The organism is Halobacillus sp. AWH4_228 (assembly GCF_056158365.1).
In genome coordinates, this window is record NZ_JBSWTE010000001.1 from 2647485 (window position 1) to 2661888 (window position 14404).

Genomic DNA, 14404 nt, shown 5'->3' on the forward strand with positions numbered 1-14404 from the left:
AAATAAGTACGGTGAAGTTGCTATCCATAACGGTCACCAGCAAATAATCCTGAGAGAGATAGAATAATCTTAACCAACTTAAAGAGAACGTTAGCCCTATCCTTTGGCAGCCATGCGGAACCACCACTTATGAAATATAACCAATGGAAGATTAAAAGGGCGAATGCTGCATAAGAAACTCTCTATGGTGCTGTCTTTCCTCTTCTTTTCTGTCTGCTATTAAAGACATAAATATAAATACATCGGTTGTAAGTAAAACAAGAGCCTAAAAATACTGATGATAAGCCTATAAAGAACACATCTAATGATTACTCCTTCTCAAAATCTATAATAAAAAGACCGAAGCGGCTACAATTGTGCCTTAAGCCATTTCCATCCTCCTATTCTGACATGTCTTTCCCCTGATAATTCCATTAGTACCGAACACCCTCCATGCCTCATCAGTTGACGTCAGTTTCAGCATCATGTAACCTTCTAACTACTAAATATTTATTTAGTGGTTATACAGATGCAAGGAGGAATGGAATATGGCTATTCGAAACGCCACAGATGAAACATTTGCACAGGAGACAAGCAGCGGACTCGTTATCGCAGACCTTGGCGCCCCATGGTGTGGTCCTTGTAAAATGATCGCTCCTGTTCTGGAAGAAATTGATGAAGAACAGGGAGATCACATGAACATTGTAAAAGTAGATATTGATGAAAATATGGAAACTGCTCAGAAATATGGTGTGATGAGCGTTCCAACCCTCTTATTTTTCAAAGATGGAGAACTTGTCGAGCAGGCAGTCGGCTTCAAACCGAAAGAAGAAATTGTCAGCATCGCCGAGAAACATGCGTAAATAAATAACTCAATCATACGATTATCCTGGGAGGTATAAGAATGAACCAACCTGCAACTATGAATGAAGAAACGTTTAAGCAAAGACAACAATCGGTTATGTTGGAAGGCATCGTCGAGGAACCGGTTAAAGTCAATTACACGGATGTGGGCTCAGGTACGCCTGTAATGCTTTTACACGGCATCCCGACCTGGTCCTACTTATACCAGAGCGTCATTCCGGAGCTTGAAGAGGATTACCGTGTCATTGCACCTGACCTGCTTGGCTATGGACAGTCCGATCAGCGTGACCAGTTCGACCGCTCTCTTCATGTACAGGCGGATATGGTACTCAAGCTTATGGATGAATTGGCATTGGATCAAGTGAATCTTGTTGCTCATGATATCGGTGGAGGCGTTGGTTTGCTTCTTGCTCTTCAAGCACCGGAACGTATTAACAAGCTCGTGCTTTCTAATTCCGTCGCTTATGATTCCTGGCCGATTCAAGATATGCTCGTGATGGGGCACCCTTCCAAGAAGAACGAGTCCACGCAGGAATTCGAAGCTTTTCTATCCAAAGCGTACAAAGAAGTGTTCGCTCATCCGGAACAGCTGACTGAAACCTTTTTACAGGGAATCATGGCCCCTTACCTGCACGAGGAAGGCAAACTGAGTCTCGTACGTAACGCCGCAGCATTGAATACAAATGAAACGACTGCGATTACGTCGAAGCTTTCCACCATCAAGCAGCCCGTTCTTTTACTATGGGGAACAAAAGATGAGTGGCAGCCGGTGGAAACAGCAGAAAAACTCATTAAAGATCTGCCTGACAGCACACTCGTAAGATTTGACGAGTCCGCTCACTGGGTTCCTCAGGAAGCACCGAAAGAATTCAGTGCAGAAATTAAGAAGTTCATATAAAAAAATAAAATCCAAGCAGCGTCGGAAGGACGCTGCTTTTCTTCTTTGCTCTATTCACCACGATTTGAGCGCTTCCTGTATGCTCTCCAAACTTTCAAGACCTACTATGTAAGAAATGGTCCCTCCAACTACAATTCCCATGACAAACCACCACGTGTATTTCAAAAGCACCCCTCCCTTGGGAACAGCTTCTACCCCTCATTCGATACATAAGTTCCTGCGATCATGTCATGTACAGCTTTTTTATCCTTACGAAACACAACCATCAGAGCACTGATGATAATCGAGAGTCCTCCCGTTATCACCCCAAGCAGATACTTCCCTAAAAGCTCTCGAAAAACCATGTCAAGAAGGTTCAGCTTATTCCCGTTCTCTTTTTTCACTTTTATCGACATCATCCTTCTGCCAACACCATACCCCTGCCACGCTACTGGTAAAAGGATGCAGTAAATCATATAGAAGACACTTGTCAAAATGTCTTGATATGGACCATTATGGATACCAAAAAAGAAAGGTATAAAGACTCCAATTGGAATATAGATAAGCAGGACATCGATGACTTCAGCCAGTACCCTCATGCCGAAGCTTGCTTTATCAAGGCTGAAAGGCATATCATCATCCTTTACAGATTTTATTGAAGCTTCTTATTACACGGGTATTTTCCATATCCATTGTTCTCGTCCGGATGATCTTTGTGTCCTTTTCATTCTTGAGGCTTAAAAGACCAAGGATAATAACGAACACACTGGTTAGTGCGATAACTCCAAATACAATGAGTTCCAAAGAAAAACCTCTCTTTTTTCATGTATTTCAAAAGAAAAAGTCCTGCAGCTTCAGCAGCATCTGTGAAATAACATCTGAGCTGCCCGGCTGAAACAAAACGATAGACGAAGCGGCGAACACGACTCCAATGACCAGTTGAGCCCAAGCAGCAGGATTCGTGGAGGAATGGAAGAGTTTCTTTCCTCCCAAAACTCCCAGCGCGACCCCCACGCCAAATAAAATAAAGTAATAAAAGCCCATTCAATCACCTCCCAAAGGTTATGAATATCATCCAGAGCTTCCTTCAGCCGTTCCTCTAGTATACAGAAAATGGGTAATGTTACCATATAAACAGGGAAAATTTTCTTTTATAAAACCATGATGGAAGGTGACCACTATGAAAAAAACACTGCTTGTATTCATATGGCTGACAGGAATCTACACCTTTCTCCATATTTTTTTAGGCTTTCATATAGAAAAACCCCTCATACTATTCTCGATAAACACCCATATTTCGGTCGGACTGCTGACTAGATTGATTCAAGCCTTGTTTATTTTAAGTTTGTTGATCTATGTAAAAAAATACGTAAACATCCGCAAAGAGACGTCCTGATTTGATCCCCCGAAGAATCGCTATGTAGATTTCTCTTAAAATAAGGGTTCCGGCACTGGTAAGAATAACCGGAACCCTTATGTTGATCATTCTCCCTATCTCAAAGAGACGCCTTGAATCACACCACCCATAAACATAGGATGAACAACAGGCCTGAAACAGGAGTCATGATCAGACGTTCTTTTTTACTCCTTGAGATTAAGTTCATCAATGTGTTGATGCCCATGAAAATGATGATTACCCACATGAGAATCGTAGTGGGTAAAAAACGGAGCAGATCAGATAATTGAAATGCATGCTGAAGAACGATACCGGCCATAAAAACCAACAGCAGGGCATTCAGTGCGCTGGCGACTCTCAAATTCGCCGGCAGGACGCGGTGGGACCCCCCCATGGCCGCTTCCCCGAGCGGAAAACCGGACGCGAGTAACACTTGAAACACAGCCACGAAACAAAATAAAACGGCCGATGTAATCGCTGCGACCTCCATGCCCCATCCCCTCTTCCTTTATCTTCTTTCGCTTTTACCTGGCTGACTCTTCATAAAATCCAGCACCTTCCGATCGACTTTCCCCTGGTCCAGCTCACGACCTTCGAAGTTTTCGGTATGCAGGTACGTCGTCCAGGATTCATAGAACACCTCGTCATCAACTTCCTTACTTTCAAGGCAGCCAAGACGGACTAAATGGCCTACCATTTCCCTTTTTACATCTTCATCGATCAGCTGGACATCCTCTTCCTTCGTTTCACCAAAGTACAATTGGTGCAGCTGGTAAATCCGCTCCAGTTCCTTGATCGGCTCAGGATGATCGTCCACTCTGAGATCTACAGCGACATCGCTTAGTCCGCCGTAGCCTGCTTGATCACGAACGACGAGCACGGCCGCCGACTGCTTTCCTCGGCTGTCTCCCCCTGCTTCCTGCGCCGCTTGGATGGCTCTAATGAGACGTTCGGCCAGGGGGCCTTCCGATTGTTCAAACGCATGTCCCATATGGGTCACCGTTTCTTCATTTACTAATATGTTTCCTTGAGCCGCATAATGCTTCCCTGTGATTCCCCCAGCCCAGTCATAACAGTCTTTCCCGGTAAAAGTCGCTGCCTGACCGGAACGGTCGACAACTCCGACTTGACGGTCTTCCTTTTGAAGGTCTTCGTCCGTTAACTTTTCGATGACTTCCTCCGCAGACAACCCTGCCTCAAGGAGTTTCAACCCTTCCGGACCGTAGGCAGGGTTGGCAAAAGCCTGGGTGGCCACCGCTCCCACACCTGCTTTCGCCCATGGAACGACGGAGCCGACGCCTAAAAACTTGGACTGTACGGCCACGCCCCATTCCTCACGGCCGGGGTCACAGGCGGCGATCGAAAATGTAGCAATGATCTGATTGTTCATCTCTTTTCCCTCCAATATCCTTACCATTCGACAACACATTCAGATTTCCTTCTCTTCCCATATTCCGATTAACAATAGAAAATAACGGGTAATTTTACTGTAGAACATGATATAAAAAAAGGAGCGGTGAAAAAATGAAACCACTTGTACGTGAATACACAAATGATGAACAGTTGAAGGATATGGTAGAAAAACTGAAGAACGAAGGCATTGATAACGAAGAGATTTACATCCTGTCCCATGATGATGACCGGACCGAACGGATTTCGAAGAGTGTGAATGCGAATACGATTGGTGCTTCCGAGCAGGATGCGAAAAGCGTCATCACGAATATCTTCAGTAAAAAAGGCGATGAGCTCCGCACAAAGATGCAGGAAATCGGATTCTCCAAAGAAGAAGCTGGACAATATGAAGAAGACCTGGATGAAGGAAAAGTACTTCTTATCATAACCAATCCTGCAAAAGCTCAGGCAATTCTCTCCTGATAAAAAAGCCCCTGACGCAAAACATGCGTCAGGGGCTTCTGTTTAATAAGTTGTAAACCATGTCCACTTCTGCAGATAATACGTAGCATAGCGGATGGACGTCAGATTGTCCTGGTAGGTTTCATAGTCGGTTGTATAATGGCCGTCTTCATTGGACCAGATCCTCGTGAAGTAATCGTTGACCTCCTGGAAGACCTCCTCCTCCCCGGGCCCGTGGATGACGACATCCGCTTCCAGGTTAAGGTTGGACAGGTTTCTTCTCGTATAGTTGGCGGAACCGGCGACGATGGCGTCATCATCCGGCCCATCTATATACAGCATTTTCGTATGATACTGCTCGACGTTCGTGTCATACCAGCGCAGCTTGATGTTCTCATTTCCGAGGTTCTTCAGCTCGGCAGCCACCGGCAAATTGGGGAGCCCCGGCTTCTCATGGCCGAACGCGGTTTTATTGGGATCCATAATGATGCGTACTTCAGCCCCGCGGTTGGCCGCTTCATCGATCCGGGCGGTCACCTTTTTATCCGCTAAATAATACATCCCGATCCATACGTCATCCCCTTTACCAGCGTCCTCCAGCTCTTCCAGCACGGCGTCATAGATCTTTCCTTCGGTCACGAACTGTGTCTGAAGCGGTCCTTCCTGCTCTTCCCATTCATAGCTGCTGTAGTCGATGAATTCCCCGCCGGAATAGCGGGCCACCGCTTCTTCTGCTTCCAAAATATCCTCTATAATCGGACCGTCCATTTTGAAAGCGACGTTCTCATGGTACCCACTGGCATCATGAGGGTTAGCCGTGGATACAACGGCTGAATCCTCAGTCACAAGCAGCTTCCGGTGGTTCGCCTTAATATTCAACAGCTTCATGTAGGATCGAAGCGTCACGTCAGGGGCCTCCTTGGCAATCGGATTGCCGATCCACCCTTCTCCTCCGTTACCCATCCAGGAAAACATCAGACGCCACGCACTCGAGTATAACGGATTGGAATCTCTCAGTTTGTCCAGATTGGTTAAGACGACGTTCACCCCGCCATCTTCCAGGCGGCGGATTGTTTCCGATTCATAGGAGCCGTAAATGGTATTGATTTGGTCTGTAATAAACACGACTTCAAGCTCAGGCACTTCTTCTTTTCTTTCTAATACAGCGTCCACGAGACGACTGCTGATTTCGGGAAATTCATTTTTCCCGTTCGTGTAGCCGTTGAAAAGAAACATATCAGCGACAATAAAATCATCCGCTTCCCCTATAGTGGCATACATCTCCTCAAAAACCTGAAGATCATGAACCGTATCCCCCTCTTGATTCTCATAGGAGAGGTCACGGAAAAACTCGATATCCTCCATCTGATGGACACCGCCCTCGTAGGAAACGCCTTCCGGGAGCGCTTTCCATGAGGTATGATAGGCAATCATGACCGAAAGGATCAGCACGATCAAAAGCAGCAGCCAGACCCATTTCTTCTTTAATAACCCCTTTATTTTTTTCATTCTTATCCCCCCTGGTCTCTGCCTGTCTTTTCACTACCCGGGGGTGTTTCAAACATGGAAAAAAAAGCCTTCTACCGCAGGGGCAGAAGACTTTTCTCATTTAATGAAGCAGCAGCTTTGGACGCTGTATGAACAAAAGGCTGATTACGATGGCGCTTAAGATAAACGCAGGCAGCATGTATCCGCCATTATAAACGAGGGAGTACAGCCAGACCGGCTGTCCTTCCGGCGCAAACTCACCGTAAAAGATGATCCCTGCTGCGAAGTGACCGAAGAAGCGGAGTACACTGCCGATAAAGCACCCCGCGATGATCCACCCGACGAGAGCTTTCGTTTCCTTGGAGCGGATCGCATTCCAAAGCGGTTTCGCCACGATTCCTGCCGCACCGATCACCGCAAACGCCACAATGTAGTCCAACAGCGTCTGCAAAGGGGTGATGATATAGGCACCGGTCAAAATCTGATAGATGCCGAGCAGCAGTCCAGTCGCCGCGCCTCCCTTCACGCCCCAGCGGAAGGCCATAATGAAGACCGGCACCATTGCAAACGAAACGGAACCGCCCTGGGCCCATAATTTAAATGATAAAAACGGAAGGATATCCAGTAGTAGTGCTAATGCGGAAAAGATCGCAATTTCTACTAAAAATAGGACTCTGCGGTTTCTCATTCCAGCATTCCTCCTTTAAAAAAAGACACAAAAAAAGCAATGCAGACAGGGACGCTTCCTGATGGAGGGATCCCGAATGCATTGCACCATCAAAAAAGCCGCCATCCCTGCGCCAGTACTAACTGACAGGTTCGAAGGGTCTGAACGAGGTTCACTCTCAGCCGCTAGGCTCCCCTTGTAGGCTTTGTACCGATTACTCTTCTTGCTATATTTCTATTATATCAAACTTCTCTCCGATGACAAAACTTATTTCCCGGGCAATGGAGTCTATTTTGTATTCGTATACATCTGGAAGAATTCCAGACTGCGCTCAACAATCAAATCCTGGTCATGATCCAGTGTTGCGACATGGTAGCTGTTTTCCAAATGGACAAGCTCCTTGTGCTCCGAAAAGACCGAATCAAAGATCACTTCTGAATTATTGGGCGGCACGACGTGATCCTCATCCGAGACGAAAACCAGAATCGGGCAGTGAATCGTATCAAGCCGCTTTTTCACCTGATCCATTAAGACCGTGATTTCGGTAATGGATTTGACCGGTGTTTTGTCGTAGGCCAGTTCATCCTGGCCGGGGTCTTTAATATCGGAGCCGATGGCATCAAGAAAACGTTCGTCTGTCGCCGCACTCTCCTCCATCACCGGGATGTCGATTGCTGCATTGATCGGAATAACCCCCTGGATGTCCTTATGCTCACCGGCCATATAAAGGGCAAGCGTTCCTCCCATGGATAAACCGACGACGAATATAGAACTGCACCGTTCATTCAGCCATTGATAGGCGCTCTCCACTGATTCGATCCAGTCCTTATAGGACGTCGTCTCCATATCCTCCGGTGCTGTGCCGTGTCCTTTCAACCGTGGACAGTAAACGGTATAGCCTTCGCGTGCGTATGCTTCTGCGAGCGGACGCATGCTCTGGGTCGTCCCTGTGAACCCGTGGGAGACGAGTATCCCCACCTCATTGCCCTCGTATTTGATTTCCTCTGCCCCATCAAGAATGCTGTACTCGGCCATCTGGTTTTCCTCCTTTTGTTTTGGTGGAACCTAATATCCGTTTCAATACCGCCTTTTCGAGCCATGCCCATGGAAGAAGCCTTTTCAAAAGCACGTTGGTCCGGACGCCCGCTCCGACTGGATAACGCAGTTTTTTCAGCTTGTCTTTTTGGATCAGTCCTGTCATGAGGTCGGCGACGGAAGCCGGCTGGGCCCGTGACTCTTCGTTCAAAGCGCTCCACAGTCCTTTTATGTAGGAAGCATAAGGCGACGAAGGATTGTGTACTTCCTCTGGAAGCTTCATACCGGACGACCAGATATTCGTCTGAAAAGAGCCTGGTTCAATCAACGCGACATCAATGCCGAATGGCTGCAGTTCAAAGCGCAGGCTTTCAGAAAGTCCTTCCAGCGCATGCTTGGACGATACATACGCCGATAGCCCCGGAAAACCGATCAATCCACTGACACTGCTGACATTTAGTATTTTTCCGGACCCTTGGCGCCTCATGACGGGCAGAACAGCCTTCGTGACGGCTATAACACCAAAGACGTTCGTATCGAACTGCCGGCGGTATTCCTCAAGTGGGACCTGTTCCAGGAACCCTCCTACCGCATAGCCCGCGTTGTTCACGAGCACATCCACCCGCTCCAGTTGTTCTGCTTTTTCCTTAAAACGTTCAATCGAGGTATCATCCGTGACATCCAGCTGCCACACTTCAATCTTCTGCTTCACGTCTTCCGTCAGGTCTGCGTTTTGGAAAACCGACGCTTTTTCCATATTCCGCATTGTTGCAATGACACGGAAGCCTTTCTCTGCACATTTCACAGCGGTCTGCTGTCCGAATCCGCTGGAGGATCCGGTAATCATAACGGTTGGCTGCATCGATGGTGTCCTCCTTTATCTATTCGTCTACCCTTTTCCTTTCGTTGTCACACGGGGAAACTCCTTTTTCGATATGCAGACGTTTCCTGCTTCTTTTTCACGTTCGTCAAGAAGGAATGGTATAGTTCGAGCTTGAATAATGTTAGAATAGGAAAGGTTAAGACCGAATCAATTAAATAGAAAGGAAGTTTCATATTTTATGAGTACCAACATGAAGCTTCAGAAGCTTACACCTGAGTTTGACCCGTGGGAAGCCTACATGGACGTAAAGGAACACGGGCATATGACGTTATCCAATATTGAATTTACGACGACGACGCTGTGCAATATGCGCTGCGAGCACTGTGCGGTCGGATATACCCTGCAGCAGAGGGACCCCGAAGCGCTGCCGATGGATTTGATCCGGAAGCGACTGGACGAGATTCCTCATCTGAGGACTTTGAGCATTACCGGCGGGGAGCCGATGATGTCGAAAAAATCCGTAGAAAACTATGTGCTGCCCCTGTTGAAATACGCTCATGAACGCGGCGTACGCACACAGATCAATTCCAACTTGACGCTTCCTTATGAGCGCTATATCCCGATCATCCCCTATCTTGATGTTTTACATATTTCGCATAACTGGGGAACGCTTGAAGAATTCATCCACACCGGATTCGCCCGCATGGAGCGCAAGCCTTCCGAGGAAAACCGGAAGAAATTCTTCGACCGGATGGTGGAGAACTCCCAGCGTCTCGCGGATGAAGGCGTGATGGTATCCGCGGAAACGATGCTGAACCGACGCACCTTCCCTTACCTGGAAGCGATCCACGATCATGTGAAGGAAATGAAGTGTGCAAGGCATGAAATCCATCCGATGTACCCGGTGGACTTCGCCAGTGCTCTTGAAACGCTGAGCCTTGAGGATATGCGTACAGGAATCAACCGTCTGCTTGATCACCGCGATGAAGATACGTGGATGCTGTTCGGCACCCTGCCTTATTATCCATGCAGCACCAATGATGAGGATCTGGACATGCTGAAGCGCCTGTACAGCGCGAAAAATGTGACGGTAAGGAACGACCCGGATGGGCGCTCCCGCTTGAATGTCAACATATTCAGCGGCGACATTATCGTCACCGACTTCGGGGACGAGCCTGGTCTTGGCAACATTCAGGACACTTCCCTGGAAGACGCATACCAACAGTGGATGCAGACCGACACGGCGAAAAGCCTCAACTGTCACTGCCCGGCGGTGGAATGCCTCGGTCCAAACGTTCTTGTGAAGAACTCGTATTACCAGGACGTCGATTTTCAGAAGCGGGAAGCGAAAATCACCCTGTAATCTCCAAGCAGTGCTCCTCTATTCAGGGGCACTGTTTTTTTACAACATCACCGACATGTAAAGGAGGTCTTGATATGCCGCTCCTACAGCATAATCAGACAACGATCCAATATACCGTCCATAAACAGCCGCAGCTGCAGTTCACGAAAATTTACCTGGATGATCTGAACGGGGTCCAGGTGACGGCGCCTGAGGAGAAATCGGATGAGAAAGTCCATGCGTTTGTAGAAAAGAAAGCCGACTGGATCATCAATCATTGGCAGAAAACGCACGAAGACCTCTACCTTGGACCTTTCTTATTGGAAGAAGGACAGAAAATCACCTATCTCGGCCGCTCCTATAAGCTGTTATTTGAGCAGACAGACTCAGAAAAGACGACCCTTTCATTCCAGCAGGGAAAGTTTAAATTCTGCACCTCCCCCGCTTCTAAAGATGAGCAGACTGCTCAATTGAATGAGCACATGACCGCCTGGCTCAAGGATAAAGCCGCTGAAAAATTCAAGGCACTGAGCACGCACCCGGTTGAAATCGAGGATGACCTCACCCGCCTTGGAAGCAGGCAGGAGGAATCCATCACCATCAACTGGCGGCTGATCCAGCGGAAAAAAGCGGCCATCCAAAGCGTCATCGAAGATCTTTATACAGGAAAGACGTATTAAAAAATCCCCCGGACGCCATCAGGCAGCCGGGGGATTTTTATTAAATAAGCTCTGTTAAAGTCTGTTGTTGATATTTCATACGCTTACTAAATCGTTTCCGTCTGGAATCAGGGGTCCGGTCTGCTATTTATTCAGAGCAAGGGATGGCACGGAAAGGGAGTCATTCCCAAGGCCGCCTCCTACAAATCCCATGACAGAAAGGCATTAAATAAACAACAGCAGGCTCAGGGCCATGACTGCCATTCCGGCGACAACGCCGTAAATAGATAAGTGCGGCTCCCCGTACCTTCTTGAGGCCGGAAGCAGTTCATCAAGGGATATAAATACCATAATGCCGGCAACTCCGGCGAAGAGGATTCCGAAAACCATATCATTCAAAAACGGCATAAGCACAAGATAGGCAAGAATGGCCCCGATCGGCTCGGATAACCCGCTTAAAAAGGACAGGTTGAACGCCTTTTTCTTATCCCCTGTGGCGAAATAAATCGGTACAGAGACCGCAATTCCCTCCGGGATGTTATGGATCGCAATAGCGGTGGCAATGGCAATGCCAAGTGCCGGGTCATTCAATGCCGCTGTGAAGGTGGCAATCCCTTCCGGAAAGTTGTGGATCGCAATGGCGAGGGCTGTGAACGTTCCCATCTTCAAAAGATCGCGGTCCTTCTGCTTGTCCTGTGTCATATCCTCGACCTTTTTCACTTCGTGAGGGTTGCCTGCTTTCGGGATCACTTTATCGATGAGAGCAATAAGCAGCATGCCTCCGAAAAAGGACACCACTGTAATCCACTGGCCCATTTCATTTCCGAGCGCACTTATGAGGGAGTCCTGGGCCTTGAAGAAAATTTCGATCATGGATACGTAAATCATCACTCCGGCCGAAAAACCGAGTGACAAAGATAAAAATCGTGTGTTTGTTGTTGATGTGAAAAATGCGAGTATGCTCCCTACTCCGGTAGCAAGCCCTGCAAACAGGGTGAGACCGAAAGCGAGCAGTAAGTTTTCCATGTGACCTCTCCTTACCTGCGAACATCTGTTACTGCCCATTGTAATGGATGTTTTTCCTCGGCACAACATTTTAAACCAAGACCTTTTTCTCCATATAAAAAAACACAGTCAAAGTCCCTGTGTTTTAAGGATAAAATGGAAACCAGACATCCACCCGGGCTGTAATCTCCATCATCCCCGGCTCGATCGGTACAGCACTCTCACTGAGCGCCTGTGTTTTGGCATAAGGCTGAAGAGGAGAAACGTCCGGACTTTTTTCCTCGACAATACGGACCGGCTGCTGGTCAAGCCTCACATTCATCGTATTCGCGATCGTCTGTGCTGTGGCAAGAGCCTGCCCGAGGGCGATTTGAAGGGCTTTTTGATAATAGTAATAAGACTGACTCACCGTAAACTCGATGTTCGTCACCCGGTTGGCACCACTTTGGACGGCAGCATCAATGACTGCGCCTGTCTGTTCAATATCATCTACGGTCACGGTCAACATATGGGAAACCTGATACCCTCGGAACTCCTGTTTCCCATCCACATAATCGTACTGCGGAAACACGGAATAATCGGATGTTTGAATATTCGTCTCGTCCACACCTGCAGCCATCAGCTGATTTTTCACCATGCTGGTGACCGCTGCATTTTCATTCTGAACCGAGGTGAGATCGGTCCCTTCCGTCACAACACCGAGCTGAACAACGGCTGTATCCGGCTTCACTTTAACACTTCCTGATCCCTGGACTCGGATCTGCCTGTCAGATCCGTCCTGTCGGAATAATTGATACATCGGCCATTCCCCCCTTTACTAATTCATGTGCGGCTCACTATGAATATGCACGTTGGAAATTACATCCATAGAACCGTACTGTTCATTAAATGGACTGAATAACCATAAAAGGGGGTGTTTTCCATGACGAATTATCAATCGGAGAACTTTACATATCCAGATGATTTTCTCCGTATCATCCATAAAGGTCTTTCGCCGTCTGCTCAAAAGAAGCGGGTGATCATTATCGGTGCCGGCATGGCCGGACTGTCGGCAGCTGGTTTATTAAAGGATGCCGGTCATAAGGTGACCATCCTTGAAGCTGACAGCCGTCTGGGTGGAAGAGTCTATACGGTCCGTGCCCCGTTCACGAATGGCAATTACCTCGATGTCGGAGCGATGCGGATACCGACCAATCATAAGCTTGTATATGCGTATGTCGACAAATTCGGACTGGAAACCAATCCTTTTCAAAACACGCGGAAAAATGACCTCTTGTTGATTAATGGAAAAAAAGTGTATCACCGCATTTATGAACAAAACCCTGCCATTCTTGATTTTCCTGTAGATTCGGAGGAGCAGGGCAAAACGGCCAAAGAACTGTTTCTGTCAGCCGTCCAGCCGTTTCTTGATGTTTATAACCACAGCAGTGATGCTGAAAAAGAACACCTCAGAGACCGCTATTCGGACCTTTCCATGAGTGAATATTTAAGGAACAACCCCTACGGCCCCTCCATGTCTTTAAATGCTGTGAGGAAAATCAAGGTCCTGCTTGGAATTGAAGGTTTCCCGGAATTCGCATTTCTGAACATCCTCACTGACATTACGTTTCCAATCTTCCAAGGGGATACGAAATTCAGGGAAATCAAAGGCGGGAATGACCGGCTGCCATGGGCCTTTTACCCGGAGCTCTCCTCCGCCATCTACTTCTGCGAACGGGCCGTTGCAATCAATCATTACAAAGATGGCGTACAGGTCGTGTCAAAGAATGAAAAAACCGGAGGCTATTCCACCTGGACCGGAGATTATGTCCTGACGACCATTCCTTTTACGACTTTCCAATGGATCGACGTCCGTCCGTATGACACGATTTCCATAAAAAAATGGGCGGCGATCCACGAAATCATCAATGTTCCAGCTGTAAAAATAGGCATAGAATTTTCATATAAATTCTGGGAGCAGTATCCGGTCGGGAACATCATCACCGATTATCCCTCCCGCTTCATTTACCAGCCCAGCCATGACGGTGGAAAACCTGGGCCGGGAATTCTGCTTGCCAGCTACACGTGGGGACAGAATGCGCTGTTATTCAACAGCCTCAGTAAAAAGCAGGCCGTAGAGGAAGTGATGAGCGACCTTGCCAAGGTATACGGACGGGTCGTCTATGATACGTATATGACCAGCATCGTCTACAACTGGAGCCGAAACCCATACTCTGCGGGCTGTTTCACCCTTTTCACTCCGGGTCAGAGCAGGGATTTGGAGGACATCATCCCTCTGCCGGAAGGCCGCATCCATTTCGCCGGCGAACACACCTCCTCCTACCACGGATGGATTGAAGGGGCTATTGAATCAGGCATCCGGGGCGCTGTAGAAATCCATAACCGATAAAAAAACCACCGCTCTTATCATGAGCG

Annotated in this window: 16 protein-coding genes and 1 riboswitch; of the genes, 6 read left to right on the plus strand and 10 right to left on the minus strand. The window is 47.7% G+C overall.

The window, feature by feature from the left end; genetic code table 11:
* Positions 1-527 precede the first annotated feature (527 nt).
* Entirely contained in the window at positions 528-842 is a 315-nt protein-coding gene (gene trxA / locus ACXADP_RS13610) for a thioredoxin (protein ID WP_474971700.1), read from the plus strand.
* Positions 843-883: 41 nt separating this feature from the next.
* Complete coding sequence (locus ACXADP_RS13615) at positions 884-1741, plus strand: alpha/beta fold hydrolase (protein ID WP_474971701.1); 858 nt, start codon at positions 884-886, stop codon at positions 1739-1741.
* A gap of 191 nt (positions 1742-1932) precedes the next feature.
* Here ACXADP_RS13615 and ACXADP_RS13620 read toward each other — a convergent pair whose 3' ends face one another.
* The 4 genes from ACXADP_RS13620 to ACXADP_RS13635 all read right to left on the minus strand — a co-directional run bounded on the left by ACXADP_RS13620 (position 1933) and on the right by ACXADP_RS13635 (position 4506).
* Positions 1933-2352: an RDD family protein gene (locus tag ACXADP_RS13620; RefSeq protein WP_474971702.1), complete on the minus strand. Its 420-nt coding sequence runs from the start codon at positions 2350-2352 to the stop codon at positions 1933-1935.
* Between the two features lie 199 nt (positions 2353-2551).
* Positions 2552-2764 carry a hypothetical protein gene (locus ACXADP_RS13625; protein ID WP_474968109.1) on the minus strand — a complete coding sequence of 71 codons (213 nt, stop codon included), beginning with the start codon at positions 2762-2764 and terminating at the stop codon, positions 2552-2554.
* Positions 2765-3234: 470 nt separating this feature from the next.
* On the minus strand, positions 3235-3606 hold the full coding sequence (locus ACXADP_RS13630) for a hypothetical protein (protein WP_474971703.1): 372 nt from the start codon (positions 3604-3606) through the stop codon (positions 3235-3237).
* An 18-nt stretch (positions 3607-3624) separates the two neighbouring features.
* On the minus strand, positions 3625-4506 hold the full coding sequence (locus ACXADP_RS13635; protein ID WP_474968106.1) for a DUF1028 domain-containing protein: 882 nt from the start codon (positions 4504-4506) through the stop codon (positions 3625-3627).
* 134 nt (positions 4507-4640) lie between these two features.
* On the opposite strand from ACXADP_RS13635, the gene ACXADP_RS13640 reads away from it, so the two are divergent.
* Complete coding sequence (locus ACXADP_RS13640; RefSeq protein ID WP_474968105.1) at positions 4641-4991, plus strand: YflT domain-containing protein; 351 nt, start codon at positions 4641-4643, stop codon at positions 4989-4991.
* A 42-nt stretch (positions 4992-5033) separates the two neighbouring features.
* Here ACXADP_RS13640 and ACXADP_RS13645 read toward each other — a convergent pair whose 3' ends face one another.
* The 4 genes from ACXADP_RS13645 to ACXADP_RS13660 all read right to left on the minus strand — a co-directional run bounded on the left by ACXADP_RS13645 (position 5034) and on the right by ACXADP_RS13660 (position 9022).
* Complete coding sequence (locus ACXADP_RS13645) at positions 5034-6479, minus strand: phospholipase D family protein (RefSeq protein ID WP_474971704.1); 1446 nt, start codon at positions 6477-6479, stop codon at positions 5034-5036.
* Between the two features lie 100 nt (positions 6480-6579).
* Entirely contained in the window at positions 6580-7146 is a 567-nt protein-coding gene (thiT, locus tag ACXADP_RS13650) for an energy-coupled thiamine transporter ThiT (protein ID WP_474968103.1), read from the minus strand.
* Between the two features lie 87 nt (positions 7147-7233).
* Positions 7234-7332: riboswitch (TPP riboswitch) on the minus strand.
* A gap of 81 nt (positions 7333-7413) precedes the next feature.
* The gene (locus ACXADP_RS13655; RefSeq protein ID WP_474968102.1) at positions 7414-8160 is read right to left on the minus strand and encodes an alpha/beta hydrolase; all 747 of its coding nucleotides are present in this window, start codon (positions 8158-8160) and stop codon (positions 7414-7416) included.
* Positions 8138-9022 carry an SDR family oxidoreductase gene (locus tag ACXADP_RS13660; protein ID WP_474968101.1) on the minus strand — a complete coding sequence of 295 codons (885 nt, stop codon included), beginning with the start codon at positions 9020-9022 and terminating at the stop codon, positions 8138-8140. The genes ACXADP_RS13655 and ACXADP_RS13660 overlap by 23 nt, the downstream gene beginning before the upstream one ends.
* A 199-nt stretch (positions 9023-9221) precedes the next feature.
* On the opposite strand from ACXADP_RS13660, the gene yfkAB reads away from it, so the two are divergent.
* Both yfkAB and ACXADP_RS13670 read left to right on the plus strand, forming a co-directional pair.
* Complete coding sequence (yfkAB, locus tag ACXADP_RS13665; RefSeq protein WP_474968100.1) at positions 9222-10346, plus strand: radical SAM/CxCxxxxC motif protein YfkAB; 1125 nt, start codon at positions 9222-9224, stop codon at positions 10344-10346.
* Between the two features lie 74 nt (positions 10347-10420).
* Positions 10421-11005 (plus strand): YgjP-like metallopeptidase domain-containing protein, encoded by a 585-nt coding sequence (locus ACXADP_RS13670; protein WP_474971705.1) that lies wholly within the window; start codon positions 10421-10423, stop codon positions 11003-11005.
* A gap of 204 nt (positions 11006-11209) precedes the next feature.
* Here ACXADP_RS13670 and zupT read toward each other — a convergent pair whose 3' ends face one another.
* Entirely contained in the window at positions 11210-12010 is an 801-nt protein-coding gene (gene zupT, locus ACXADP_RS13675) for a zinc transporter ZupT (protein ID WP_474968098.1), read from the minus strand.
* Positions 12011-12134: 124 nt separating this feature from the next.
* Positions 12135-12788, minus strand: a complete 654-nt coding sequence (locus ACXADP_RS13680) for an SIMPL domain-containing protein (RefSeq protein ID WP_474971706.1) — start codon at positions 12786-12788, stop codon at positions 12135-12137.
* A 123-nt stretch (positions 12789-12911) separates the two neighbouring features.
* Between ACXADP_RS13680 and ACXADP_RS13685 the strand changes: the two genes are divergently transcribed.
* Positions 12912-14378, plus strand: coding sequence for a flavin monoamine oxidase family protein (locus tag ACXADP_RS13685; protein WP_474971707.1), 1467 nt, complete (start codon positions 12912-12914; stop codon positions 14376-14378).
* Positions 14379-14404 lie beyond the last annotated feature (26 nt).